Origin of the sequence: Pedobacter nyackensis, assembly GCF_032678475.1 — a bacterium.
In the GTDB taxonomy this organism is placed as follows: Bacteria; Bacteroidota; Bacteroidia; order Sphingobacteriales; family Sphingobacteriaceae; genus Pedobacter; species Pedobacter nyackensis_A.
In genome coordinates this window covers 827,030-852,449 of record NZ_JAVTSF010000001.1, presented here as the reverse complement: position 1 = coordinate 852,449, position 25,420 = coordinate 827,030, and the positions used below count along the sequence as shown (strand labels likewise).

Sequence of the window (25,420 nt, the reverse complement as noted above, 5' to 3'; positions counted from 1 at the left end):
ATTATGAAACTATTAAAATATTCGATTATAGGGATATTTCTTCTTGCGGGTTGCAAAAAATATCTTTCCGAAGAACCTACAAAATTAACCAGTGTTCAAACCGTTGATCAATTGGAAGCTTTGGTGAATAATGCACCAAGGTTTGCTGAAGAACAGAATTCCACAGCTGCATTTTCTACTGATGACTATGAAATTACCAGAGCACTGTACGAAAAGAACCCCAGTGCGTTTGGTAACGATCAGCTTCAATATTATGTTTTTAGTGTTGATGGTGTGGCCGGTCAATCTTCCGATATGCTTTGGTCGGGCGAGTATAAAAAAATATTTGCCGCCAATCTGATACTGGAAAACATTGACGAAGTAAAAGGAGACAACGCAATTCGAAATAGGGTAAAAGCAGATGCTTATTTTATCAGGGCCTATGCGAACTGGGTACTGGTAAATAATTATTGTGCGCCTTATAGTGCTGCTAACCTGACTAGTTTAGGTTTACCCCTGAAAAAGACGGTAGATTATGAAGAGTCCGGGAAAAGGGCCACATTAAAAGAAACCTATGACTTTATCTTGTCCGACATTGCAGAAGCGCAAAAAACGGCTCCTGACGATGTGGATCCGCGCTTAGCATGGCGTGTTAGTCAGAAGGCTATTTCTGCCTTTTTGAGCCGTTTTTATTTGTTTACCGGCGATTACGATAGAAGTCTGGCCGAGTCTGATAAAGCATTGGCTACAACAAAGCGGGAGTTAGTTGATTATAATTTGCTAGCAGCAGGAAATCCGGAAACTTACCCGGTTAACAACACGGTTATCACCCTGAATTATTCAGAACTTAATGATTGGAGTTCTTTTAATGGTTCTAAGTATTTGTACTGGAAAGAATCTTACTATACAAGATATGTGACTAACCCTATGCAGTGGTATGTACCAAGTTCTGCTCTGCTTGCATTGTATGATACGCAAAATGATTTACGCTATAAAAAATTAATGATTCCTAATGGCGGATTGAGAATGGCGGTAAGTGATCCTGAAACTTTTAGGTATACTATGTTTCATGATGGTTCCCATCTGCTTGAAGGAATGACCATTTCAGAGGTTTTATTAAACAAGGCTGAAGTATTGGCGCGTAAAGGCAATCCGACTGCGATGGATCCCGTAAACCAGCTAAGAATGAAGCGTATGGTTACAGGTCAGTTTGTAGCTTTATCGGCTACAGGTAAAGATGATGCAATTAAGAAAGTCCTGGAAGAAAGACGACGCGAGTTGCCATTTGTAATGCGCTGGTACGACATCCGCAGGTTCAGCGTAAATGATTATCCGGCAGATGACATTACAGTAACCCGTGATTTCTTTAATGTAAGCATAACGGGGGTAGCTGTAAATTCTCCTAAAACTTACACGCTGGATGCCAAACGATATCTTGTTCCGATCACAAATCTGGACATCCAGGCCAGTAAAGGCCAGCTTGTGCAAAATCCTTACTGATAATCAGGCAATAGAATAAGAAACTCCAAGAAATACGAAAATGATGTTAAAAAAAATAAAACTGACCGGCAGGCTACTTGTAGTTGCTACGGTGCTGATAACCATGGGTGTTGCTACTGGCTATGCCCAACATGTGAAGACTGCAATAGTAACTGATCCAGCGAAACTGGCTAAACTTAAAGCTGCTGTCGAAGCCTCTCCCGATAGCTTAAATGTGCATGCCGCCTATATTAAGGCTGCAGGAGCAGAAAATCCCAAAGTTATCGCCCAGTATGAATTGTGGATGAAGAAATATCCGAAATCGGCAATGGTACCTTATGCTATTGCCGACGCTTATCTGGATGAAGAAAGTCCTAAAGCCAAGCCTTATCTTTTAAAAGCAGTAGCTATTGATCCGAAATTTGCAGATGCATGGGGTGGATTATGGCAGGATGGAGAAAGGTGGGGAGATTTTACCGTATCACGTGGCTATCTGGCCAAAGCAGCGGAATCAGACCCTTCCAATCCAAGTTATGCATTTTATTACGCTTCGTCTTTCGATAACGTTGATGAAGCAAAATGGATAGCGATGAGCCTGGATATAGCCAAACGTTTTCCAAATCATGAACGTGGAGCGCAGTCTTTGTATTGGCTTGCTGAACGATCGAAAAAGGCGGCCGACAAAATGAAATATTTCGAATTGCTGCATGACAGCTACGCACCGGAGAAGTTCAACTGGTCGTCTGGTGGCATGTCGTCGTATTACAATATCCTGCTTTCTGAAAATCCGGAAAAGGCGATAGCGCTGGCTCAGGAAATGGCCAAAACGGAAAAAGAAGAGAAAAAAGAATGGCCGGCAATGGTAGTACAGGCGCAAGCTGTTGCGCAGGCAAAAACTTTCATGGAGCAAAAGAAAGGGGCTGAAGCTTTAACTGTGTTGAAACAAATCAAACTGTCCAGGTACTCACAGTTTAAAACAGATCTGGAATTACTAAAAGCAGCAGCAAATGACATAGCCGGTAATACTGCAGGGGCATATGACAGTCTGATCGTCGTTTTTGCTAAAAGTCCATCAACAGACTTAAGGATTGCGATAGGCAGTTATGGCGAAAAAATGGATAAAAATAAAGAACAGGTGGATGGGGACATATGGACAACGTTAAATGCGAATGCAAAAATTGCTACCCCATTTAATAATTTAAACCGTTACCTGACACCCGGTAAAGCTTCATTGGCTGATTACAAAGGTAAAGTAGTTTTGTTAACTTATTGGTTTCCAGGTTGCGGGCCTTGTCGCGGAGAGTTTCCTCATTTTGAAAATGTAGTTAAAAAATTCAAAGGGAAAGATCTTGAGTATCTGGGTATCAACATCGTGTCAAAACAAAACGATTACGTTGTACCATTTATGAAAGGGAGTGGCTATAGTTTTACACCTTTGGAAGATGTAGAGGGAAGAGCAAAAGGAAACCTGGATAACCGCAATGCAGCCCCTATGAACTTTCTCATCGATAAAGAAGGCCGGCTTATCTTTTCTAATTTCAGAACAGACGGTAACAATGAGGAGGATCTGGAGCTGATGATCAATCTATTACTCAATCCTAAAAAGGCATAGTTTAACGCAAATCTTATTAATAATGAAAAAGATTTTATTTCACTCCATACTGTTCATTTTAACGCTGTGTTTCTTTGTCCCGGTAATGGCACAAAAAGATATCAGTTTAAGCCCGCTCAATGTGCTGTACGTTGGTGGTTCCGCGAATTGGGAAAATGATACTTTCAAAAATCCTGAAGAAAAAGAACAGGATGTAAAACGGCGTATGGCTTCATTCGAAACCATGCTGAAACAGTATTTCAGTAAGGTGAAAGTAATAGATGCGAAATCTTATACTGAAGATATGTCCAGGGCTTATGATGTAACAGTTATTGATGGAACACCTAAAGCAATAGCGGAAAAACAGATAATAAAAGACGCAAACGGGAATATAACTAAATATATTCCCCCGGCGTATCTGACCGGGGATTTCAGCTCACCAATGCTGTTTATAGGTGAGACAGGAGAAAAGCTGGGATCCACCATAGGTTTAAAACTCGATTGGTATTGCCTTTGTTTGGATGCACATGCGCATAGTTTTCGCAAAGATCATCCTATCTTCAAAGGACCATTTCCAGTAAAAATGACTATTGCACAACAACCTACTCCAGATGGTGCTTTTCACTACGAGTACTATTTGGGTAAGGCTACACCTAAGTCCTTACCAATGTGGAGGGTACAAACAAAGGGATATCGTACTGATGAAGGATTCCGAATTGGAATGGTATCCAGGCCCTGGGGCTTTGAGGATTCCCCCGATGCAGAGTCTATCTCAAGTGGAGTATGTGATAAAACACTCGATGCAGTTGCTATAGGTCGGCATGGTAATTTTTTTCACTGGGGATTTTCGGCATCACCTGAATACATGACGCAGGAAGCACAGACGGTGCTGGCGAACGCAATTGTTTACATTTCAACTTTTAAAAGCAAAGGGGTTATTGCACGGAAATATAATGATAGACGTGCTACTAAGGAATATCTAAAAGAATTGAAATACCTGGCAACGAAAGCGGCGTTTGACGATGATGCTAAAATGAACCTGCAGTTTGACAAGGAAATGCATTTGGAAAAAAAGAAGGCTGAAGAAAAGAAAGCCAAAAATGAAAAACTAAATGAACGCGAAGAATATTCTTTGAGTTATGAGACTGCACCTAAACAATCCTTTGAAGACTATCTGAAAAGATATCAGAAAAAAGATCTGTTTGATAAATTTGGAACCAATTCAGCAGCTTACCTTAAATATTATGATGAAAACAAAGATTACTTCTATGCAGAAGATGCCAGTTACGTCTTTACAGTAGATGAAGATGTTAAAAGCCTGGGTATTCCAAACACCGACAAGCGCTTACTGGAAAAATGTATCATTATGCTGGAAAAAGGACAGGATGTAGAAAAGGCAAAACGCATCCTCGATCGCTATACCCTATTGGCTTATAAAACGGCTGGAGAGTGGAGAAACTGGTATGAAAAGAATAAGAACAAGATCTTCTTTACTGAAAGTGGCGGTTACTATTTTATGATAAACAGCTTTGATAAAGACGCTGAGGGGAATAACTATAAAAAAAAGCAAACTGAGTTATCTTACAATAATATCAAACCCGCAGAAACGGATGATCACAATGCCGTAAGCGTGGCTACCGGTATAGTGGCAAAGGGTACAAATAAAGAGATCGTGGTTAAAGTTAAGATTCATCCTGGCTATCACATTTATGCTTTTGTCGCAAATGTAGATCCATACATCCAAACAGCACTGAAAATTAATCTTCCTGAGGGCTACAAAAAGGTTGGGGATTTAAAAAAGCCATCTTTTAAGCACTTTAGTAATAATGGTACAACTATTTATGAAGATGAAATTCTGTTTACCCAGGAAATAAGTGGTAGTGGAAAGGGAGAAGTAATCTGTGCGATCTCTTACCAGTGCTGCGACACGCATATTTGTTTTCCACCGGTAAACGATAAAGAATACAGAATGCAGTTAGACTAGATTGAGGGTTGATTTGAATTTATATACATTACACTCCTTGTAATTTAACAACTACAAGGAATGTAATGTATAAATCGATGCCTTAAGTTAATTCAGGACAAAATAGATATGGTGAACCTATCAGTCAGCATTTGCTCAGATAAAAATTTAGATTTACATGGTTGTTTTTTACAGCGTAGATAACCAGTCCTGCCGTATTTTTAACCTTGGTTTTTAGAATTAAACTATTGCGGTGCCCTTCTACAGTTCTTTCACTAATGAATAGCTTTCTGGCAATATCTTTTGTTGTGAGATCTTCACATATACATTGAAGTATCTCTTGTTCTCTTTTAGTAAAATCTGTAGCTAAAGCTGTTCTTTTTCTTACTTCGCCAATATTATTGTACAAGACCTTAGTAATCCTGTCATTGAAGTAAAATCCCTTTTCTGAAGTAATCTTTATTGCTTTCTCTACTTCTTCCGGTGATGCGCTTTTTACCAGGTAGCTATTTGCGCCTAATTCAATTAACCGTATAGTAAAACGTTCTTCATCATGTATGGAAAGAATAATGACTTTTATCTTTGGGAAGATCAGCTTAATTTGTTTTATTACCTCAATTCCATCTGTATCGGGCATATTTAAATCTAAAAGTATGATGTCCGTTTCAGCAGCATATTCGCGTAGGCGGGTCATTGCCTCTGCTCCACTTTGGGCCTCCCATAATACATTAAAACCTTTGTATTTCTCTAAAAGAGAGACCATTCCCTTTAGAAATAGACGTTGATCATCTACAATACCTATATTAATTTGCATAAGAACTTTTTATTATAATATTCGATTCAAAACCTTGTTTAAAATTAAAATCAAAACTTCCACTTAACAATTGTACCCTGGTTTCAATGTTCCGGAGGCCATATCCTTTTCTGCTATCTATAACGCAATCATTTTGCAAGGTGCCGTTGTCTTTATATAGGATTTGCATCTCTTCACCCGTTCTGGAAAAAGTTAATGTCAGTTGATTTGCATTGGAATGCTTAATGGTGTTGCTGACCAGTTCCTGAATGATCCTATATATGGAAAGTTGGATACTGAGGTTGTAAGTATTCAACTCGCATTTAAAAAGCCATTTGGCAATTAAACTACCGCTCTTATTCACCCTGATAAAGATTTCTTCCAGTGCGTATTCCAATCCAAATAGTTTTAGTTCGGGCGGCATAATCTGATAAATCAACTCACGGGTATTGTTTAGGCCCTTATCAATCAGAAATTTTGCTTCCTGGATTTTTTCATCTTCAGACTGCTGAAGCACTAAAGAAAGTAAGGAGAAAATATTCCCTACCTGATCATGAAAGTCTCTGGCAATCCTGGTTCGCTCAATTTCAACAGATGCTATCATATTTTCCAATAACTCCTGCTGATGTGTTTTTTCAAGATCAAGAAGTTTTTTTTGTTCATTTGCTAATTTTCGTAAGCATTTCATATAAATGTTTACAAACCATATAAAGGGAATTAGTAGTGTTATTGCGCCTGTAATTAAGATGTACAGAACATTGATATCTATATTATCCATAATCCAAAAAATAAAAGCAGGTCATAAAGCGTAAAAAAAATGCACGGAAATGCCATTGCATGAATCATGCATCTGCTCATTCAGATATTATCCAATTGTTCCTTAAGGTTAAAAGCAAAGGAGAGCTGGTAAAATAAATAGTTGGAAGGGGCTATCGACAGCTACTTAGGCCTACAGTAAATGCCCCGACCAAAATAATAAGATCTGCAGGGAGGTGGATTATGTTTTTTTTTCTGTTTTTCCGAATTGGTAACTGCATGTTCAGGAAAAATAAGGTATTTTTCTAAATTAGACATAAGGGTTGATTTGATTGTCGTAAATATAGAAAAATTATTACCCTGATCTGAGAGATCTTGATGTAATTTATCTGTTAATGTAATGTAAGTCGGTGAGATTTAAATGATCTTACCATTTTTTCCAAGTTCACGCCTGATGCTGTCGATGATATCTCTGTTTAGGAGTGTATTACTTTCTCTTTTTATTGCTTTTAAGGCGGCATAACGAACAATGTTGATGATGGTTCCTCCGGTAACCTCATACTTCTTTGCAATCTCCTTTAGGTCCAGTGCATCTTCCAGCTTCACTTTGTCTGAGAAGGCTAGTTTCCATAGTTTTAACCGTTGTTCGGCATCTGGCTGTGCAAAGTATATCATGGCCTGGAATCTTCGGCTAAAAGCATCGTCAATGTTGGCCTTAAGATTAGTGGCCAGGATCACGACCCCTGGAAAATCTTCTATGCGTTGCAGCAAATAGGATACTTCCTGGTTGGCATGCCTGTCATTAGAGCTACTGGTTTCGGTTCGTTTACCAAACAGAGCATCTGCCTCATCAAAAAATAAAATCCAATTCTTGTTTTCGGCCTGGTCAAAAACATTAGCGAGGTTTTTTTCTGTTTCTCCAATGTATTTAGAAACGACCATGGAAAGGTCAACCCTATAAACTTCCAATCCGCTGGTCTTTCCCAATAAACTTGCCGTTAGTGTTTTTCCTGTTCCTGGCGGACCGTAGAATAGTGCCCTGTAACCTGGTTTTATTGTTCGTTTCATACCCCAGTCGTTCAACAATGTATCCCCATGTTTGATCCAGTCCTGAATTTCTTCGATTTCTCTTCTGGTATGATCACTTAGTACCAGCTCGTCCCAGTCCAGATTCGTATGAATACGTTTGGCTGGAAAGCCTGGTCCAAAATCTGGCTGGTGCGCAACCCCGTTGGTAAAGTAACTTAGATACTCAGGGCTGATTTTAAGTGCGGAACTTAAAAATGGTTCTTCGGGATGTAAGGATGTAAGTTTTAAAATGCCGTGCTTTCGAAAAGGATGGGTTTCATTAAAAAGTTGCATTAGCGAGAAGCGTTTTCCCAGATTGTTGGCAGCCAGGATAAAAGAAGCAGTCTCGCCTGTAGGTAAGAACCCGTTGAAATTCTGAGCTGTTGTACCTCCAAATTCTGTAAAAAAGCGATCGTAGACATTGTTTTTAACAAAAAAAATATCCAGTAAATTTGGCATGAGATGAGGAGCTAAAGCTAGCGCAAGTACAATCCTTTCTTCAAAATTAAACCTATAATAGTTTACAATCTGGGCATATACAGAATCCTGATCTCTCAATAAAGGAGGTGTTATTTCTGTAACACATTGATAGGAGCAGGGACGGTTCCAATAAAGCGTCATTCGGGTTTCTATTACTTTGCTAAGCCATTGCATCTCCGCGCTAAGGCTTAATGCATTTTGTTGCATCGGGTTTAAATCCATTCTGTAATCATTGGTTTATCCATCCACTGGAATTTGATCATGCCAAAAGCCCAGGGTAAGGTTTGTAAAATAAGGTCATAACCCCTTTGATCTACTCTAAGTGTCCATTCTTCAGCGGTTTCCGTAATTACACCATCTCTTTGTAAAAAGGATACCCTAAAGCCATCTTCAGAGGAGGCCGACAATTTACCAGCACGCTGAATTACCACCTGTAATAATTCAGCTGATAAGTTGATCTCTTCTGTAGTCATGGTAATTTCAAGAGGCAAAGGTTCATGTAAGGGGTAGTTGCACAAAATTTTATTAAGTACCAGTTCGTGTTCAGGGTTCTCTGAAGTTTTGAAAGCCAGATATTGCAATAGGTGAACAGCCCTACCTCTGGCTTCAAGATCAGTAAACTGGCCTTTTTCAATCAGGTTGAGCCGCGTAAAATAAGTGCCTAAAAAAGGATGTAATAGCACAAGCCCTGCATTGCCAACATATAATTTATCTCCTTTCTTCAACAGCTGCGCCATTTTCTTTTTTGATTGTTCTTCCTGTTGCTGTTTGTACTGTTCTTCTTTTAATTTTTTTTCTGCCAGTTTAGCTAGCAATTCCCGGTCTTTAAGCTCCGCCGTGGCTTTCTTTTTTAAAAACAATTCTCGTTCCTGTATCCTTAACTGAGACTCCAGTTCATACTTTACTGGCAAGAGTATATCGTTGTAAACAGGAAGAAAATTAGTGCTGGTTTGTATTTTATTAAGTAAAATTCGGAAAAAATCAGCAAATGCCGCAGTGTAAAATGACCTTGTCAAATAGTGAAAGGTAAAGCTAATGTAGCTGTTAAGATTTCTTGCATGTTCTGTTCCGGAAAAATAGAAAAGGGCGGCTTCATTTAATAAGATCCTGATCCTTTGGTACTCGTTGGTATTGGGTGCAATACTTAAAATTAGCTTTCTTATCAATGCGGTTTGATGGCTGAAAGTAGCGCTACTCCCTGCGCGCTGCTCTATAAGCCATTCCATCGTTTCATTTCCGTAATTTGAGGCCATGTACTTGGTTAACGCAGCAGATTTTAGTAGTAATTTGAACTGTTCTTCTGTATCTCCCGATCTTGCTTTTTCCAGTAAACGGTCAAGCACAGGTTTCAGTGCCTCGTTTCCTATTACACTTCCGTTACCAAAAACTTCCTTCACATATTGTAAAGCATCCTTTTCAATATAATCCTCCAGTAGCTGACTCAGTTGTTTATAATCGCCACCCTTATGATCAGGTAAAAATAATCCGTGCACCTGCATCCGCGCATTAACGGAGTGCTTTTCACTTCTTAAGATGCGCTTTAAGGCCTCTCGGTCCTCCATGTATAAAAAAAGTAGTAACTCTGTAAGCATGTTCTCCAGTTCCCCATGGCTTAGTGCCGGGCTATTTTCTGGTAAACGGTTCCAGGTAAGATAGTATTCCAGGAAGTAAAGCGCCCTTTCTTGTCGCTGCTTTGTGTTTAAAGGAAGTGATTGCTCCTGCTGGTGTAAAAGAAAAGTGTCGAACGTAACATAACGGCTAACTTCAATCCTATTTTTGGTAGGAGGAGCAGCAATATGTTGCACCTCAGTATCACTTAATATCAGGAGCTGTTTTATTTTTGAAAGAATAATATCCCGCGGATCGCTATTTCCTGTTGTAGAAGAAAATGAAGCATGTACTTCCATTGTCTCAACAAAAAGTCGGCGGAGTGTTACGATTTCAATATTTTGGCTACTGGAAAGACTGTTAAAAATATTCAGATAGAAGTGTCTTTCACTAAAGGCCTCATACCTCATTTCAAGATAACTGAGCCAAACAGCCTCCATTACAATATGTTTTAAAGATAATTGGGTGATTTTTGAAAGCACAGAGATCGATTCTATGAGTTCAATAACAACTTCGATTGCCATCGTTACGAAATCCCAATCCGGAAAATAGCTAAACACTGTGTAAATCAGGTCTTCTGAAAATTGCCATAAAAACCGTCTTCTGGTTGCTGGCTGTTTTCCTGCCTTTTCGATCAGGATTAAAGCTTCACTAACTGATTGCTTAAGGAGCATTTTGAACAAGGCTTCGGGAGAATGATGCTGATGTTCTTTGCTCCACCATGGCAGGTTACCATATTGAAGGTAGTAATGAAGGAGGTTTACTAATGTATTTTGGGGCGATATAGTTTGTTTAATTTCTTCTTTATCGGTTCCCGTATTCGATTTAAGGAAAGCATTAGCTTCAGCCGGTTCGGGTGCTGGAAATGGAGATTTTATTAAACTTTTGAAAATCTGCATGTGATCTTTTAACCCAGGGGTGTCGGCCGTGGATATAAATGCATTTAATAGTGCAGGAATTGTTACATTTCTTTGATTAGAAAGGAATTGTAGACTGAATTGAATAAAATCTGACTTCTTTATGGATGAACTTCCTGTGCTAAAAATATATTGTATCATCATTTTTCGCAGCAGGACTCCAAATGAATTTCCAGCAATCATCCCCAGCGCACCTCCGGCATTCGTACGGATTAATAAATGTAAATACTCTATTATAAAATTAGCTTCGTTAGTCCATAGACAGCCAATAAAACCGGTTAATTCATTGACTGGTAAAAGATCGGTAATTCGTTGGACCGAACTTGTACCTGGTGTTAATGAAAAAATGGTTTTTCTAATTGTAGAAGGTGTTTTTTCAATCGTTTCATTGAAATAAGTAGCCAGTTTTTCCTTGCTGATGTCTAGAGTAGCCCATTTCGAAGAAAGAGACCCCTCATTTAAATAGTATTGTAACAGCTCAGCTTTCTCATTTAATGTAAGTCCAGGCTCAGTAACAGGTGCGGTGGAGTTATTTAATTTTAAAGGCGCATGGCTTTCAAGTTTGAGTTCATTTATGAGTTCAAAAAGCGTACTGCCAGTGCTGGCCGAATAACTGTACACAGGTAATGAGTCATGTAAAATATCCAGTAACGAAAGATAGGAAACATTATAATGAGCAGCCATTTGGTCCAGTAGGCTCTTGATGAATGTCTTCTGACTAAATAAACTCCTGCGCTCTTCTAAGAGGTAAGTTAAGATGAAAAATGAAATCGCCTGGGTAAAACCTCCGGCATCCGATTTTACAAGTTGTCGTTGATGCTGTACCTTTTCTATGTTTTTTTTATAGGAGAAAATGATGGTAGCCTCATTTGGGATAATGGTTATAATTATTTTTTCTATATCCTGTTCTGAAGACTGAAATGCGAGTCTTTTTCTGATATTCTGTTGCCTGCCTAAACGCAGTAAGGAATTGCGCAACTGATCGCGGTCATGCTGATACAGTAAATGAAGGACATTTTTCCAGGTCAGTCCATGCTGGCTGGCAGCTTGCCAGGGCAATGTACCGTGTATTAAATAAAATTCGAGAATAGATAGGTATCCCTTTTCAGTGGGTAGATGTTCAAAATCAAGATTGTTCCATTGTAGATTGTCTTTTGCAGTAAGAAGTGGGGCGAATAGCTCTTCCAGTGCTTCTTCTAAACGTTCTGGAAGTTCGTTCTCCAGCCGTTCGTAAGGTATATTTCCCAGATCAAGAACCAGGCTATCTTTTCTGATCAATAAGTTTTCCGGAATATTACGCTGAAAAAAATCGCGTAACACACGTTGGACCTGCTGATGATGCAGACGGCTCAATCTGTTCTGGAGTTCATGTGCCATTTCTTTTGAGAAGAAACCGACATCAAATTTTAACTGCTGGATACTGTAGTACTGGCTTTTCATAACTGACCCGAGCTTTCTACATCTGCCTCTTTTTGGGCATGGTTAATTATAAAGTCACTGATTTTTTGAGAAGATAGAGGGGTAGAACCTTCCAGCCAGTCAAAATATATCGAGTCAAAAACTGTCATTTGTGAAAGAGACAACCATAAAAAAGATATTTTTATGTGTGCAGGACATTCCTCGATAAACAGCTGTTTTGCCAGTTTTCTGAAGCTTTCATCCTGAAACCTTGCCGGCCATGAAGGAAAAACAACAGTCATCCTGAAATTATAAAAATCTTCTGCGATCTCTTGTCCATCTAACTGTTTAATCCTATAGTTAAAGGATGGGAAAAAATTTATATCATTTAAATCAAACAACCTTAGGTTGTATAACAGATATTCGACGATTTCTTTTGTTAAAGGTTGCCTAAAGTTGCACAACTCTTTTAGTTTATCTACCGTTTCGGAATAGTGACTTGTTTTGTAGTTTCTGGACAGTGATAGCAACTCGGAGATTATGTTTTCCCTTTTAAAAAAAGAATGCCAGTCGAGCTGTTCAATCAGTACTTTCCCACACTGTCCGGAAAAGGTAAATCCATATTGTTCCGATTCGAATGCTGGTTTTAATAGCAGATGTTCTACAATATAGAAACCTTCGCTTTCCATACTCAGCTCTTTAAAGAAATGAATTGTTTTTTTTAAAGCGATCAAAGCTTCATATTCGTCTTTATGTTTACTGATTATACTCCATTTATCAGACTTTTGATCCTTAATCTCCTGTGGATGTTTAAACAAAATAGCCGCTGTTTTACTCTGTTCAGACGGATAAGGCACAATTCTATAATTTTTAAATTCAATAGCTGATTTAAATAGTCTTTCTGATTGCCGTTTAAATGTTAAGTTAGAACTCAGTAGGTTGGGGTCAATAGTTTCTATTTCGTTTTTGTCAGGACTGATCAAAATGTTTAGTTCTTCCCCACGCCAATCTATGGTACTTTCTTTTTCAACCTGGTCGTGATACTTTTCTGATTCTGTTAAGGTTATCTGGTTTTTGTGTTTTTCTACGGCCTTACTAAGTTTAAATCTTCTACTATTTCGAATATGAAGTAACAGGGCCATTTTTCTTCCAAAGCCGCTTCTCAGCCCCTCATCTTTTACCGGTGTCAAATAATTATCCCCTTTAACTCTATTCGAAGTGAAGGTTGTAAGATTATTGAGTATTGCCGACTTCCACTTTATTTCAAGGTCATTGCGTTGTACATGATTGTTCTGATCGTAGTAATATTCATATAGAAACACCGGATGTTTGTGGACCGCAATATTAAAACGTGAAAGTATATGGTCTAATGCCCTTTTTTTCCTGTCTTTGTATTGCTCATCAGTTTCTATAAACCGACTGATTTCCGCAGTAAATTTTTGATCAGGATCGTTTTTGAAATTCTCCCAGTTTACAGCACTCGAAGAATAGCCTTTATTGGTATAGGCTTTTAGAATATATTTTGCATTGGGAACAAGGTAAAGTGGTTGAAAAAAGTAGGTAGAAGCCAGAGATGTATCTGTAGAAAAAAGGTCACTAATATGAGATAACTGGGCAAGTGAGTTGACCATTAACTGTTCAAATAGCATGAGATAAGCCTTTAACTGGCGGCTTTTTGCAATTGAAGCGGGTGTTTCAGAAAATGATCCTTCTTCTCCAATTCCATAAATGGCAGGGAATAAGGTTTGAATTGAGACATAATCTTTTAAATTTTTATATTCACCTTCTAAGATCGGGGTAGTTCTTTTTGGTACACTGGAACTGAGCAGTTGTCTTTTTATTTTCTGTTCATTCTTAAGGACCTCAAGTCTTCGGATATATAAGTTATATGTATCATGATACAAGGTAATATCTGGATGGAGGTCATCCATTCTCAATACCGGAAAGTATTCATCGTCAAAGTTCACGATGCCGGTTTGATAATTTATCCCATCGGAAGAGAGTTTTAAATCTTTAATAATGACTACCCCGTTTATGCTGGAGATGGCTTTAATTAAATCAAAAGGATCAAGTGCGGTTAGTCTTTTATGAAGCTCTGTATCTGGGAGGATTCCATTTTGTAGTAATGGGCCGGTGTATATATCTTCAATGGCGTATCCTTTCCCCAGTAGCTCATTTTCTGTATAATAAGTTACTGCCGGACTGATGGTTTTTTCCAGCGCATTGTATATTTCTGTTAGTACCTGAGTAGGCGAGACATTTTTTTCTATAACAATATCTGCTTTTAAATAAACTGAGAACGATTTTAAGACTTTAAAACATTCGTAATTATCTCCAATATTCCTGTGGGTCATTAGCAGGGTCTTTACCTTTTGACTTAATTGATCCACATGTTCGATGCCAGCGGTTTCAGGTGAACCCTCAAACTGCTCGGTAAAGGCTGCAGCCGGTTTTATAATTACACGGTAGGAACCTTTGCTATAGCTGGAAGAAAATCTTGATTTGATAGGCTCTATCCAGATATTTTCTACTTCCGGAATGCTATCTATTAATAATTTTCTGTAATCGCTTACAGTAACAGGCCCGGAAGAAAGGGCCAGTTCTTTTGGTACAAAAAAGTTCTTTTCGCGATTGATAAGTCCTTTTTTATCAGCCAGAATATCGTGAATAGGAAAAGTGGTCCTATAGGCTACATCTGTTAAACCGTAACATATATATTCTAATATGGTTACCCCCGGATCGTGTAAATTAAAATCAGACCAGTTTTTACCGGCATATTTTTGAATGAGCTCAATTCCTTTTGCCCGTAGAAAATCAAAATCCAGCGCATGATCCAGCACTACATCTTTTTCAATCACGCTATTTTTCTTCGGCTGATGCCCCATTTTGGCTGATCTTTTGGTTAATAGTAATGTTCGTCACTTAAAAAGCTTTCATCATCCCACAGTCTGGTCACTTTGTAATCAATAGCTATGGGTGTTCCGTAATTGCAATTTGTCCTTAACTGGAGTGCATAATCGTGCGTGCTTTTGCTTTTCCATCGGATACTGATCTTATTCCAGAAAAAACCATAGTAGGCAGATGTTTTTCTGATTTTACTTCTGGATTTACCAAAAGCACTTAGGGCGTAAGCATGTAGGATTGCAAATTTTCCAGACCTCTTTTTTCCCGTGCGGGCAATGACTTCAAAGGCCTGGCAATTGTCCAACCCGTCAATAATGGTGTGCCACTGACCGTTGGCTGGAACTTTTCCTTGTGCAAAAGTTCCTACGCGACCTTCCGTAGCAGCGAATCCATTTACATCAAGGCTATAATCTTTGTGGCTTCTTTTGCCTACACCCAAGCTTCCGTTCACATGGAAAAAGAAACTGTTTTTTTCTCTTAGATGATCATTTAGATCATCTGCAGGGCTAAATTTTAATCCTGTAATTTCCTGCTCATCCTTTTCAATAAAAAAGAAGGGATTTACGTCATCTATGCTTTTGTATAAAGTAATTAGCTTTTTTGATATTTTGCTGGAAGCTAGTATCAATCCGTTTTCATTATCTTTTGCAAAACCATCATCATGCCTGTTGAGCATGGAATCTATAAGGTCGGAGAAATGGTTTTCTGTAGGTATTCCGCCATTACGAAAAAATTTCTTTAGGTCTTCGCGGCCATGGATTTTACTCTTAAGCATAATTTCATTGTTTTATTGATGGTAAACGGTAAAGTCATATAAAGCTTCCTCTGAAGTGGAGGTTTCCTTAGTTGTTTTTTTTCCGGAGCCTGGTGGCTGGATAATTAATAAATCCGAGCCAATGGAGAAATCTCCGATTCCTGATTTTGTAGGTTCCACAGGTAAGGTCTGATCAATCACCGTCAGCTGATGATCGTCGGCCGAGATGAGTATAGCTCCCGGGACTGAACCTTGTAAGCTATCTGTAGCGGTAATTGCCGTGTCTGTAATCTGCGCATGAAATATTCCTTCTTCCCGGTTCCATACTTTATAGAAATGGATTAATGAAAACCCGGTGATGTAGTCGATATAAGCTTGTTGCTGCAGGTAGTTTAAAACTTCCATAACGTATAGCTTTGAGCCCATTTTAAAATCAGCTTTAGGATCATAAAGCCATGCAGAGATAAACTTTTTAATGTCCTGGTTCATTTGTTTTAGATAATACCCGTTGCTTTGCGCGATGTTGTCGATAGCTTTAAATTTTACCTTGGCTACAACCATAATTCTTTCATAAACAGGATTTCCAACTTCAACGCGGATGAAATCAGAAATCGAACCGGTAATCATTTTTTTTATTTGATACAATACGGATAAACTGACCTTGGGCTCCTGACTGATAAAGCTGCCGTCTTCCCGCTCTTTAGGGATTACAATCAAATGAATATTTACGCCTGGCAGAATCATGTGATCATGATCGTCAGTACCATAGCATTTTACCATCATGATCTGAGGGAAGTTATCCAATACAGCCTGAGAAATATCGAGTGTAGACAAGAGCCGTTGTTTATGCCTTAACCTTTCGCTTACCCTTACATTGTATTGGCTACCTGATTCTTTTGGATATCCACCAAAAGAGGGGAAAAATTGCATCAAACGCTTAATTGCAGGAAAACTACCTCTGAATCCTTTAACCGAGCCTTTTGGTATGCTATAAGTGTAGTCAGGAAATATCGATTGTTCTGGTGCCCGTTCTACAATGATCGCTTGTGTGAATATGGCGATCATCTTAGATTTTAAGGAGCTTGCATTCGGTAAGGATGCCCGTATCCAGTATAGATCAGGGTTGAGGATGGTGTTGTTTTTTTCAATTCTTTCCGGGATTTTCAGGGTAACAACTCCTGTGTTCATAAAATTATTTGTCGTATCCATCAGTACTCCTGCGGCAGGAAATTGAACCCATTTGTTTTTTACCAAATGGCTCCAGTTAATCAATTCCGGTTCATGGATTGAATGATGCAGGTTTTCCTCCGATAATTGAAACAAAAGAGATAACTCTTGATTTTCTGTGAGTTTGTTTAACCCCAGAAAGAGATTGCTTTCGTGGTTTGGCGGTGGTATAAAAAAGTTATCATTTAAATTTTTACTGCAATAGAATTGGTCATATCCAAAGGGGTAAAGGTGAAACATGGTCAGGTCCTGGTTACTATCCTGAGAGGTTCCATGGGTTAATTCAGAATGTTCGAGGCTGTAGTTTATAGACAGCGATTTAACTACAGGCACGTAAGCTGGATTAGGGGCAGCCTTTTTTTTGACGAACCTTTTTGCATTGTGTTCTGCTACGTCAATAAATGTTTTGGTATACAGGCGCTGTCCAAATGCCTCATCCGGACTGGTTAATTCAACGCGGAGGTTACCTTGTTTGAAATCTTGTTTTGTTTCATCAGCATCCAGCGCCGGAGCATTTTCAAATTTTATTCGTTTTAGGTCAATCCCGTTTATGGTGCTGTGATTTTTTAGGGAAGCTTTTCCATGAACTGACTGGCACTCAAATAAGTTAAATACTTGTTGTTCTTCAGATCCGGGTATACCGTTTGAATCTGTATTGCTACTTAATGTAATTTTAAAAGATTCGTTTGTAAATGGATAGGGATATCCCTCATAATAACCTGCGAAGCCCTCTTCGTCAGCAGGAAGATCGAACCATTGAAACTTGAGACTGAAATTTGTGGTATATCGGTTAAAAATATTGCTGTTATTGATATCGAGATAGGAGCCTTTAACGGGGATCTGACCAAATAGTTGAAAAGGCAAATTTCCGTATAAATCGACCAGATTATTTCTCAATTTAAAATGTTCTGCATTTTTTACGTCTACTTTTATCGTTACCCTTTCCATAATAAAATAAGACAGAAAAGTGTAGGGATGGTGGAAAGAGGAGTTGTTGAGGATAAGGCGTACTACAGGCAAGTGTAGGTTAAGACCAAGTCCATGTACTAGAGGGGTATACACTGCAACAGCTTCCTCATTGGCATCCATATTAAATTTTACTTCTATGCAACAGCTTCCGGTAGCATCAGCAGGAATATAGGATACAGCATGGTGCTTTATGGAAAGCCATTGGGTCGCTCCGGTAATGCTGATGTCGAAACTCTGATTGAGCAATTCTAGTATTAAGACCTCTTTATTGATGTTTAAAGTATCAGCCATCCGGCTTACATGTTCTTCAAATTGTACAAAGGATTGTTGCTGAAGGAAGAATTTTATGCTAAAATTTCTTTGTCCATCTACCTGATAAAAAAGTGGGGAGGCCACAAGTAAACCCATATCTGCCTGTGCCATTGTTTTTTCCTGAAGTGGTAATTCACTTTGGTCCTCACCTAGTAAAGGCCATGGAAAAGAAGCCCCTTCTTTTTGAAAATCTTCGGGAAGCGAAATAGGGTAGGCACCCTGAAATACCTGAAGCTCTTTTACATCTTCTGCACTACTCGATCTCCCTTTTAGCTGTGGTTTATTACTTACGAATACAGTTTTTAATTCCTTAACCTGTGTCTCTGTAATTTCAGCGTCGTTTGTTAAGGTGTAGATCAGTTTTTCCTGGTATCCCTCTATTTCTGCAACAACTTCTTCTCCTTTATTTAAAACGAATGAGGGGCTGGCAGAACTTGGTTCGACGATGAGGTGTATTTTGTCTAGTTGTTCTTTTTTTGGCTTTATGCCGATCGTGTCTTTATAAAAATAATCCAGGTGTTTTTGCAGTAACTGGTTAACCGGTTGCTGCAAATGGGTATATAACTGTAAAAATGAGAGGAGCAAAGCGATGTGTGGATCATAGATATCGCCATCGTTCGAAGGTTTTTGTAAGTACTGTTTGGAAGTATTTAATAGTTTTGTGAATTTGGCGACCAATTCGGCCATCAGGTTGTCGAAGTAAGGAATAGACAATAATACCTTTTCACGGATACTTCCATCGTTATGGAAAGGTTCTTGAATGACTTCAAACTGGTTTTTAAAGATAAAGCCGAAAATTTTACGGTCAAATGGAATACGTACTGCTTCGCCTAACAGATTTTTAGCATTTTGATTATAATCATAAAGCCGTTGAAGGTGATGGCTGAAGGTTTCCTTGCTTAGCTCAAATTGATTGGAACGTCCAAGGTTATTCGCCATTTCCAATCTTTTATGAAATTCAATCTGAAGTAGTGTAAAGCCTTGAATAAACATAAAGATGTCTTTTAACTTGACAGTGAGTTCTTCCTGACTTTCGGCAATCTTTAGTGCATTGGTTAGTTCTTTAAACTGATCTGTTGTGGTTCGGGTCTCCAGACTTCCCAGGAGTGCAATCAGGATGTCAATATCTGAACTTAGGAAGTCTTTCCAGTCCCCGCTAATCTGATTGGCATCATTGTAATAGTTAAACTGACCGGAAAGCTCGTAAAGAAATTTGAACAAATCAGCGCTATCCTTCTCGTCAATACCAAAATAGGAGGTGTCGAGAGAGGGGAGATACCGTTCTGATTGGCTCATTCCATCTTTAATGTCGGGCTTTAATTCTGTTGCCATAAGGTTTTTTAAGTAGGAACGTTAGTGCCTTCTGCCAAATAAAAAGGATATACAATGTTATGCCTGGTATTGGTCGTAATTACCGTGTACTCTATATGCATGTGTACCATGCCGTCTAAGCTGGACATTTCAGAAACTTCAACCTGATGAAATCTGATCCTGGGTTCAAAATTTAACAAAGCCCGGCCAATCATCTGGTTTAATTCAGTAATTAAGTTAGATGTCAGCTGCTCAAATACCATCTTTTTAAGATTACAACCAAATTCTGGCTGCATGATTCGTTCACCGGGTGTGGTACCCAGTATGATATGTATACTTTCTTCAATATCAGTTAGTCCTGAAGACATCTGATTGGTATTGTTTATTTTGTCAAACGATGGTGGAAAACTCCAGCCACGACCTAAAAAGGTTCTATCCTCTTGTTCCATATTATCCTCCTATTAAAACTGTTGGGCAGCCAATTACTATGCTTCCTCCATGGGCGGTAGGGTCGCCCATACGCGCTGCGGGTTTTCCGCAGATAAAAACTGTTGTTGATCCTTTAATGATCGAATCCGGGGGACCAACACAGACCGCGATATCCCCAACTACTGCGGCGATCAGTTTTCCGATCAGCACAGTAGGCGCGCCAGGTCCTGTAATCGGCCCTCCCACATGAGGTATGGGCGGTAGACCCGGGGTTTGCATCGGACAAGTATGCATATCTGTAAATCTTGCGGCCATTGATCCCATATTCGTTTTTTTAATTTCTGTTAGTTAATCATGACCATAGCACCTTTAATGGTAGTTGGGCCTGAAGCCGATACTTCTGCAGTACTTCCTTTTGCAGTAAACCCTGCCAGTGCGGTGCTTTTAATATTGTTCCCTGAAATAGTGACATCATCATTGGAGGATAAGGTAATTTTACCAGTAGCAGAAAGCTTCATACTACCTTTGGCATCCATGACAATATCTTTGTCACTGCTGATCTTTATACCATCGGCAGTCATACTGATCAGGTTGTTATTGTTGTCTTTAACCTCAATCATATGTTTATCGTCCTGCTCACTGATGGTGATGCGATTTGAACTTGGGGTCTCAATTTGTATAACTTTATTTTCATCATCGAAAGAGATCTTCAGCTTACTTTTTGTGGTGATTCTTTTGATGAAATTGTTTTCATCGGCAGCAGGATTTGGTGCTACATTCTTTGCGCTGAAAAGTGCACCCAGGATGATAGGATTATTCGGGTTACTATCAACAAAAGCAACAGCAACTTCATCGCCTACTTCTGGTAAAAACTCCAAGCCTGCCCCCGAGGTTGCATAAAAGTTGGCCATTCTTGCCCAAACGGTATTTTGCTCTTCAGTTGTTGATGGTAAAGCTACCAGTACTTTGTACAAAGAGTCTGGATTTTCAGGGTCCTGTGCCAGTTTGATTACCTTAGCGGTTCGCAAACCATGTACAATCGGCACCTGCCCATTAGCTGGCTGTTCTGAGAAATCTATACTTTTGCTGATGGGTTTAATGTCTAGTCCAAACTTTGCCGTAGTTTTCCATATCCCTTTGTTAATAGAATGAGATACAGCAGATACATAGGCACTACCATTGTATCTTTTACCTACGCCTTCCAGCTGGATAATTCCCCCGGTTTTTACCAGCGGTGAACCGATAAAACTAACACTGCCTCTGATTGCACTTAAACGGATACGTAATAATTTGCTGTTTACAAATGATTCCAGATCTGCTGTAGTGGTTGGTGTATTTAAAAAGTAAGACTGTGTAAGTTCGCCAAATTTTTTGGCCAGTGCTTGTGCTTGTAAGTCCCCCTGATTGTTAACGGAAGGCTCTTTTGCAGTCACCGATAGCAAAGCCAGCTTGTTATCATATCCATTTCCCTTAACTATAGATGGTTGGTGTTCAGCAATCAGTTCTCCTGAAAAATCAAGTATTGATTCTCCTGACGCTAACCTTAGTGCAGGTGATTGACTAATGTCGGGAGACTTAATGCTGAAGGTATCTGCATCCAGACAAACCATAAACCCATTTTCTTCTGCTCTTGAAAGTAAAATGTCCCAGTCGGTCGCCTTTGTTTGAGAAAACTTCTTGTTTTCAATGCTTGTACTTTCAACTGAGAAATTCTGGATTTTATTTTCAGAAAGAATCTTACTGATGATCGCACTATCTGTTTGATTTTCATAGGTTCTCGTTTTCTTTTCCATCGTCATTTTTACCGCATCGTGCTTACAACTGAGTTTCAGGCTAACAGGCTGATCAGCACTTAACTGAATAGAATGGCTTACAATGCAGCCTTTGAATAATACGGTTTCACCCTTATCGTCGTAACCTCCGGTAATTTCGATGGTGTTGCCCGGACTGAATATTTCGTCATCGGCAACACTCAGACTAGAAAAGTCGCTGGAATAGTTCCCGACAACAGACAGTTCTGCTGAGGATATTGTCCCAATTTTATGAGAAATAGAAATAGATTCAATTCCATATTCCTCCTTCATTTTTGTGCCGTTAATTTTGACGGTACATCGAAGAGACATGTTTTTTATAATTTCCCAGGGACTTACGGGCATGGCATATTATTTTTTTAACGGTGGAAAGTATATTTGATCTCCTGGTTTGATAGCATTGATATTTTGAAGGTTATTGATTCTTGCAACCTCCAGGTAATAGGCACTGGTTCCATAAATCCGATAGGTCATGAGCGGCAAAGTATCACCGGCTTTTACTGTGCGGGCATGCGTTAAATCAGGAGAGCTGTTAGCTGCCTGATTGACCTTTGTTTGCGGATCAATGGAAGCTTTAAATTCAAGAGAAACTTCAGCCCTTAAACACGTTCCATCTGGTTTAAATAAGGTATATTTTACGTTGTATGCTGTACATATCCCCTGAAATAAAAGATTGCCCCAGGTGATTTTAACATAAGGCGGCATGTGTATTGACCCGTCATATTTGTAAACGAGTTTTGACAGCTTAGCCAGGTAGTCATCTACACTTTTAAAGCCTGGTAGGGGAATGATTCCTGTACCGTCGACCAGAAGTTTATCAATCTTTAATGTACTCCCGCCCGAATTGTTGAAGAAGAATGTTTGTGCAGAATCACCCTTAATGTTAAATGAACTGAAGTTATTGGAGTTGTTTTGTGAGTAGCTATCCGGATTTATAAAAGCATCGATGGTGCCTTTGCTATCGCTGCTATAATCCGCTTTACCAAAAGATTCTATCTTTAACTTTATCAGTGCCATATTACCTTTCTAAACTTTTTTCAATTCTTCTTTGAATTTTTTCCAGGCATTTTTCTATTATCCTTTCTTCTAATTCGATCATCTGTTCCTTTAGATCCACATTTGGTGTCTCAGCCGCAGTTTCTATATTCACTTTTATAACCAGTTCCCGTATTTCTAATGACATAAATAAAATGATGGTTAGTCCATTCTTACAAAATAATCGTAGGAAATGGTCAGCGTTTCAATCGCTAACGCATTTTCCTCCGCTTTAAATTCGGCGATCTCTATTCCAACAGGAAAGGCATTTTCAATTCTCCATCTAACCGTGGGCGTCCGTTGCTCATTGACTAGACTTATATAAATCTGTTTGGGCTTGAAGTTGAAATTTCTAACGGCATCATTTATCCAGGCTGTAAATTGAGAGCCTCTGAGAATTCCTCGTTTAAGCACCAGCTGATTGTACTGCGCTCTTTTGGGGAGCTTATGTTCATAATCATTTACGCCGCCTTCGATCACCGTTTCCAGGTCAATTTTGACGGTAAGTCCGCCCACATCGCGAAAGCTACACTCACCGTCATTGCTAAAACCAGGTATTCTTACTTCAAAGCTAAAAGCTACAGGAACCTCGTAGGGATACGCCATAGGATGTTGTTTTAGCTAGCCAGATTAAACCCTTCGTGAGCAAGTTCTATTGTTTCTACTGCCGGTTCGTTGGCATCTGCTTTCATGTCTGAAACAGACATTTTAACCGGAAATGCATTTTTTAGGTTCCAGGACATAGCTACTGCATTCGACTCGTCTAACAAACTGATCACAACAGTCTGTCTTTCGAAAGTGTTCATCTTAATTTTGTTGTACATATCCCACAATTTCTTGTCGTCTTTAAATATGCCTTTCTTTAAGGTCACGTTTCCGAATTTTTGGATACCCGGCATCTTTACCGTAGAAAATACAGCACTATTGCCAACCCTGTATTCTATTACCTGTGTTTCAGAAGAAAGGCCGGTTACCTCCTGAAATAGCAATTCATCACTTCCTATTTTTACTGAAAATTGAAATTTAACTAACGGCCACGTTGTGGCTGCCTGAGCGGCTCCATTATCTGCCATAAAATATTTTTTATTATGAGGTTAATATATAAACTGAAAAAACTAAATTAAGATTGTTGTTGCTGCTGCTGGAACGTTAACACGATAAATTCAGCAGGACGAACAATGGCCAATCTAACTGTAATGCGCATAATTCCATCTAGTATATCATTTGGGGTCATGGTGCTTCCCAAGCCAATTTGAACATTGTAGGCTTGTTCTGGAGCTGCACCTGCCAGGGCTCCCTGTTTCCATAAGTTATATAGGAAATTATTAATCATACTACTGATCGTTACCCAGGTGTTTGCATCATTGGCTTCAAAAACATAGGACCTGGTTGCTAATTTTAAAGATTGTTCAATCATAATCAGGGTACGTCTTACATTGATGTATCTCCAGTCCTGGCTATTGCCATCTAAAGTACGTGCGCCCCATACCAGTGTACCAACTCCTGGAAAAGGACGGATAACGTTGATAGACTTGCCTGCCATCACATCTACATTTAACATTTGCTGTTCTTCATGCGAAACAGCAATCGCAGGTTCGTTTACCATGTTTAAGGATACATTGGCGGGTGATTTCCAAACACCTCTTGTGGTATCGATAAAAGTAAAAATGCCCGCAATAGCAGCACTTGGTGGGAGTAAATTTAGCTTGGATCTGATTTCTTCCAGGATGCTGACATAGGTTGGGCTTGCAGCTTTTAAAGATTGATGGTAGTTGATTTTTGCAGCAGGTGTTAAATCCTCCTCTTTCAATCCTTCAAACGCATCGACAATCTCTTTTACATTTTTCTCTGGCAATAGTGTACCCAGTTTTACTGAGGGATCAAGGTTTCGGTAATCAATTTCATTGGTTTGTGTCACCGAAGTTTTAAGGAAAGGATAGTATGCCGCACCATAATTTAAACTCTCAGTACCAATGCTTTCTCGAAATTCTTTATTGTCATCTTCAATTAAATTCCCTGTTTTATTGTAAACATCAAATATGCCGAAGCGGCTTTGCATTTTTAAACAATGCGCTAAAACAAGTTTGTATAAATCATAAGCGGGTTTACCTAAGGAAACTACGTCCGGCAAGATGACCATTGTAGGCTCATATTCCTTTTCCAGTACTGCAAAAACATTCTGGCCATCCTTGTCGGTGAAATCATTGATGTTAATATCAAATCCATCAGGTTTATCGCCATAAGTATCTACAGCAAGGATGTAGCAGGTACTGCCGCCGTTGTAATAAAATAATCTGATGGCATTGTAAAGTAAAGCTACATGTTTAGGGTTAATCGTTACAACCTGATCTTCATCGCCAATTTTGAAGGTTTCCTCACCAGGTGTTTTCGATTTTTCAATAGTAAACTGAGAATTGAAGCCCCTGCCAAAATATTCAACAAATACAGCCAGAGAAGTGACACGAGTAGGTTTATAAACCAGGGATTTTCCATTCCGTTCTGCTTTTTCTGTGTAGCCAATAAAAACGGGAATAGCAGTTTCTACAGCTACTGCGGATCCGGGAAAGGCATTTTTTTCCTCGATGTACACACCGGGGGTCTTGTAATCTATTGCCATAGTTTTTTAGATTAAGTGT

The 25,420-nt window shown here is 39.1% G+C and carries 18 protein-coding genes; 3 read left to right on the top strand and 15 right to left on the bottom strand.

Annotated features, from left to right (window positions below):
* Nucleotides 1-3 precede the first annotated feature (3 nt).
* The 3 genes from R2Q84_RS03405 to R2Q84_RS03395 are packed head-to-tail and all read left to right on the top strand — an operon-like array spanning nucleotide 4 to nucleotide 5,033.
* Nucleotides 4-1,479: a RagB/SusD family nutrient uptake outer membrane protein gene (locus R2Q84_RS03405; RefSeq protein ID WP_316815123.1), complete on the top strand. Its 1,476-nt coding sequence runs from the start codon at nucleotides 4-6 to the stop codon at nucleotides 1,477-1,479.
* Between the two features lie 40 nt (nucleotides 1,480-1,519).
* Nucleotides 1,520-3,070, top strand: a complete 1,551-nt coding sequence (locus R2Q84_RS03400; protein ID WP_316815122.1) for a redoxin domain-containing protein — start codon at nucleotides 1,520-1,522, stop codon at nucleotides 3,068-3,070.
* Between the two features lie 22 nt (nucleotides 3,071-3,092).
* The gene (locus R2Q84_RS03395; RefSeq protein WP_316815121.1) at nucleotides 3,093-5,033 is read left to right on the top strand and encodes a protein-disulfide reductase DsbD domain-containing protein; all 1,941 of its coding nucleotides are present in this window, start codon (nucleotides 3,093-3,095) and stop codon (nucleotides 5,031-5,033) included.
* Nucleotides 5,034-5,157: 124 nt separating this feature from the next.
* Here R2Q84_RS03395 and R2Q84_RS03390 read toward each other — a convergent pair whose 3' ends face one another.
* From R2Q84_RS03390 to R2Q84_RS03320, 15 genes are all read right to left on the bottom strand, one after another.
* Nucleotides 5,158-5,826 carry a response regulator transcription factor gene (locus R2Q84_RS03390; RefSeq protein ID WP_316815120.1) on the bottom strand — a complete coding sequence of 223 codons (669 nt, stop codon included), beginning with the start codon at nucleotides 5,824-5,826 and terminating at the stop codon, nucleotides 5,158-5,160.
* Nucleotides 5,816-6,493 carry a sensor histidine kinase gene (locus tag R2Q84_RS03385; protein WP_316815119.1) on the bottom strand — a complete coding sequence of 226 codons (678 nt, stop codon included), beginning with the start codon at nucleotides 6,491-6,493 and terminating at the stop codon, nucleotides 5,816-5,818. Before R2Q84_RS03385 ends, R2Q84_RS03390 begins: the two co-directional genes overlap by 11 nt.
* Nucleotides 6,494-6,978: 485 nt before the next feature.
* A complete protein-coding gene (locus tag R2Q84_RS03380; protein WP_316815118.1) occupies nucleotides 6,979-8,331 on the bottom strand; it encodes an ATP-binding protein in 1,353 nt (450 codons plus the stop codon).
* Nucleotides 8,322-12,074: a contractile injection system tape measure protein gene (locus R2Q84_RS03375; protein WP_316815117.1), complete on the bottom strand. Its 3,753-nt coding sequence runs from the start codon at nucleotides 12,072-12,074 to the stop codon at nucleotides 8,322-8,324. Before R2Q84_RS03375 ends, R2Q84_RS03380 begins: the two co-directional genes overlap by 10 nt.
* Nucleotides 12,071-14,917 (bottom strand): hypothetical protein, encoded by a 2,847-nt coding sequence (locus R2Q84_RS03370; RefSeq protein WP_316815116.1) that lies wholly within the window; start codon nucleotides 14,915-14,917, stop codon nucleotides 12,071-12,073. The genes R2Q84_RS03375 and R2Q84_RS03370 overlap by 4 nt, the downstream gene beginning before the upstream one ends.
* Nucleotides 14,918-14,934: 17 nt before the next feature.
* Nucleotides 14,935-15,711, bottom strand: coding sequence for a hypothetical protein (locus R2Q84_RS03365; protein WP_316815115.1), 777 nt, complete (start codon nucleotides 15,709-15,711; stop codon nucleotides 14,935-14,937).
* Between the two features lie 12 nt (nucleotides 15,712-15,723).
* A complete protein-coding gene (locus tag R2Q84_RS03360) occupies nucleotides 15,724-19,530 on the bottom strand; it encodes a hypothetical protein (protein WP_316815114.1) in 3,807 nt (1,268 codons plus the stop codon).
* An 8-nt stretch (nucleotides 19,531-19,538) separates the two neighbouring features.
* On the bottom strand, nucleotides 19,539-19,958 hold the full coding sequence (locus R2Q84_RS03355; RefSeq protein ID WP_316815112.1) for a GPW/gp25 family protein: 420 nt from the start codon (nucleotides 19,956-19,958) through the stop codon (nucleotides 19,539-19,541).
* A 1-nt stretch (nucleotide 19,959) separates the two neighbouring features.
* Nucleotides 19,960-20,253, bottom strand: a complete 294-nt coding sequence (locus R2Q84_RS03350) for a PAAR domain-containing protein (protein WP_316815111.1) — start codon at nucleotides 20,251-20,253, stop codon at nucleotides 19,960-19,962.
* A 29-nt stretch (nucleotides 20,254-20,282) separates the two neighbouring features.
* Nucleotides 20,283-22,022: a type VI secretion system tip protein VgrG gene (gene vgrG, locus R2Q84_RS03345; protein ID WP_316815110.1), complete on the bottom strand. Its 1,740-nt coding sequence runs from the start codon at nucleotides 22,020-22,022 to the stop codon at nucleotides 20,283-20,285.
* Between the two features lie 78 nt (nucleotides 22,023-22,100).
* Entirely contained in the window at nucleotides 22,101-22,766 is a 666-nt protein-coding gene (locus R2Q84_RS03340; RefSeq protein WP_316815109.1) for a hypothetical protein, read from the bottom strand.
* Nucleotide 22,767: 1 nt separating this feature from the next.
* Nucleotides 22,768-22,932: a DUF5908 family protein gene (locus tag R2Q84_RS03335; protein ID WP_316815108.1), complete on the bottom strand. Its 165-nt coding sequence runs from the start codon at nucleotides 22,930-22,932 to the stop codon at nucleotides 22,768-22,770.
* A gap of 14 nt (nucleotides 22,933-22,946) precedes the next feature.
* On the bottom strand, nucleotides 22,947-23,390 hold the full coding sequence (locus R2Q84_RS03330) for a phage tail protein (protein ID WP_316815107.1): 444 nt from the start codon (nucleotides 23,388-23,390) through the stop codon (nucleotides 22,947-22,949).
* An 11-nt stretch (nucleotides 23,391-23,401) separates the two neighbouring features.
* Complete coding sequence (locus R2Q84_RS03325) at nucleotides 23,402-23,857, bottom strand: phage tail protein (protein ID WP_316815106.1); 456 nt, start codon at nucleotides 23,855-23,857, stop codon at nucleotides 23,402-23,404.
* Nucleotides 23,858-23,904: 47 nt separating this feature from the next.
* The gene (locus R2Q84_RS03320; protein WP_316815105.1) at nucleotides 23,905-25,401 is read right to left on the bottom strand and encodes a phage tail sheath family protein; all 1,497 of its coding nucleotides are present in this window, start codon (nucleotides 25,399-25,401) and stop codon (nucleotides 23,905-23,907) included.
* Nucleotides 25,402-25,420: the final 19 nt, after the last annotated feature.

Bases quoted from the DNA above. Each gene is read 5' to 3' on its own strand.
- R2Q84_RS03405 (WP_316815123.1), top strand. From the start codon at position 4: ATGAAACTATTAAAATATTCGATTATAGGGATATTTCTTCTTGCGGGT.
- R2Q84_RS03400 (WP_316815122.1), top strand. From the start codon at position 1,520: ATGATGTTAAAAAAAATAAAACTGACCGGCAGGCTACTTGTAGTTGCT.
- R2Q84_RS03395 (WP_316815121.1), top strand. From the start codon at position 3,093: ATGAAAAAGATTTTATTTCACTCCATACTGTTCATTTTAACGCTGTGT.
- R2Q84_RS03390 (WP_316815120.1), bottom strand. From the start codon at position 5,826: ATGCAAATTAATATAGGTATTGTAGATGATCAACGTCTATTTCTAAAG.
- R2Q84_RS03385 (WP_316815119.1), bottom strand. From the start codon at position 6,493: ATGAAATGCTTACGAAAATTAGCAAATGAACAAAAAAAACTTCTTGAT.
- R2Q84_RS03380 (WP_316815118.1), bottom strand. From the start codon at position 8,331: ATGGATTTAAACCCGATGCAACAAAATGCATTAAGCCTTAGCGCGGAG.
- R2Q84_RS03375 (WP_316815117.1), bottom strand. From the start codon at position 12,074: ATGAAAAGCCAGTACTACAGTATCCAGCAGTTAAAATTTGATGTCGGT.
- R2Q84_RS03370 (WP_316815116.1), bottom strand. From the start codon at position 14,917: ATGGGGCATCAGCCGAAGAAAAATAGCGTGATTGAAAAAGATGTAGTG.
- R2Q84_RS03365 (WP_316815115.1), bottom strand. From the start codon at position 15,711: ATGCTTAAGAGTAAAATCCATGGCCGCGAAGACCTAAAGAAATTTTTT.
- R2Q84_RS03360 (WP_316815114.1), bottom strand. From the start codon at position 19,530: ATGGCAACAGAATTAAAGCCCGACATTAAAGATGGAATGAGCCAATCA.
- R2Q84_RS03355 (WP_316815112.1), bottom strand. From the start codon at position 19,958: ATGGAACAAGAGGATAGAACCTTTTTAGGTCGTGGCTGGAGTTTTCCA.
- R2Q84_RS03350 (WP_316815111.1), bottom strand. From the start codon at position 20,253: ATGGCCGCAAGATTTACAGATATGCATACTTGTCCGATGCAAACCCCG.
- vgrG (WP_316815110.1), bottom strand. From the start codon at position 22,022: ATGAAGGAGGAATATGGAATTGAATCTATTTCTATTTCTCATAAAATT.
- R2Q84_RS03340 (WP_316815109.1), bottom strand. From the start codon at position 22,766: ATGGCACTGATAAAGTTAAAGATAGAATCTTTTGGTAAAGCGGATTAT.
- R2Q84_RS03335 (WP_316815108.1), bottom strand. From the start codon at position 22,932: ATGTCATTAGAAATACGGGAACTGGTTATAAAAGTGAATATAGAAACT.
- R2Q84_RS03330 (WP_316815107.1), bottom strand. From the start codon at position 23,390: ATGGCGTATCCCTACGAGGTTCCTGTAGCTTTTAGCTTTGAAGTAAGA.
- R2Q84_RS03325 (WP_316815106.1), bottom strand. From the start codon at position 23,857: ATGGCAGATAATGGAGCCGCTCAGGCAGCCACAACGTGGCCGTTAGTT.
- R2Q84_RS03320 (WP_316815105.1), bottom strand. From the start codon at position 25,401: ATGGCAATAGATTACAAGACCCCCGGTGTGTACATCGAGGAAAAAAAT.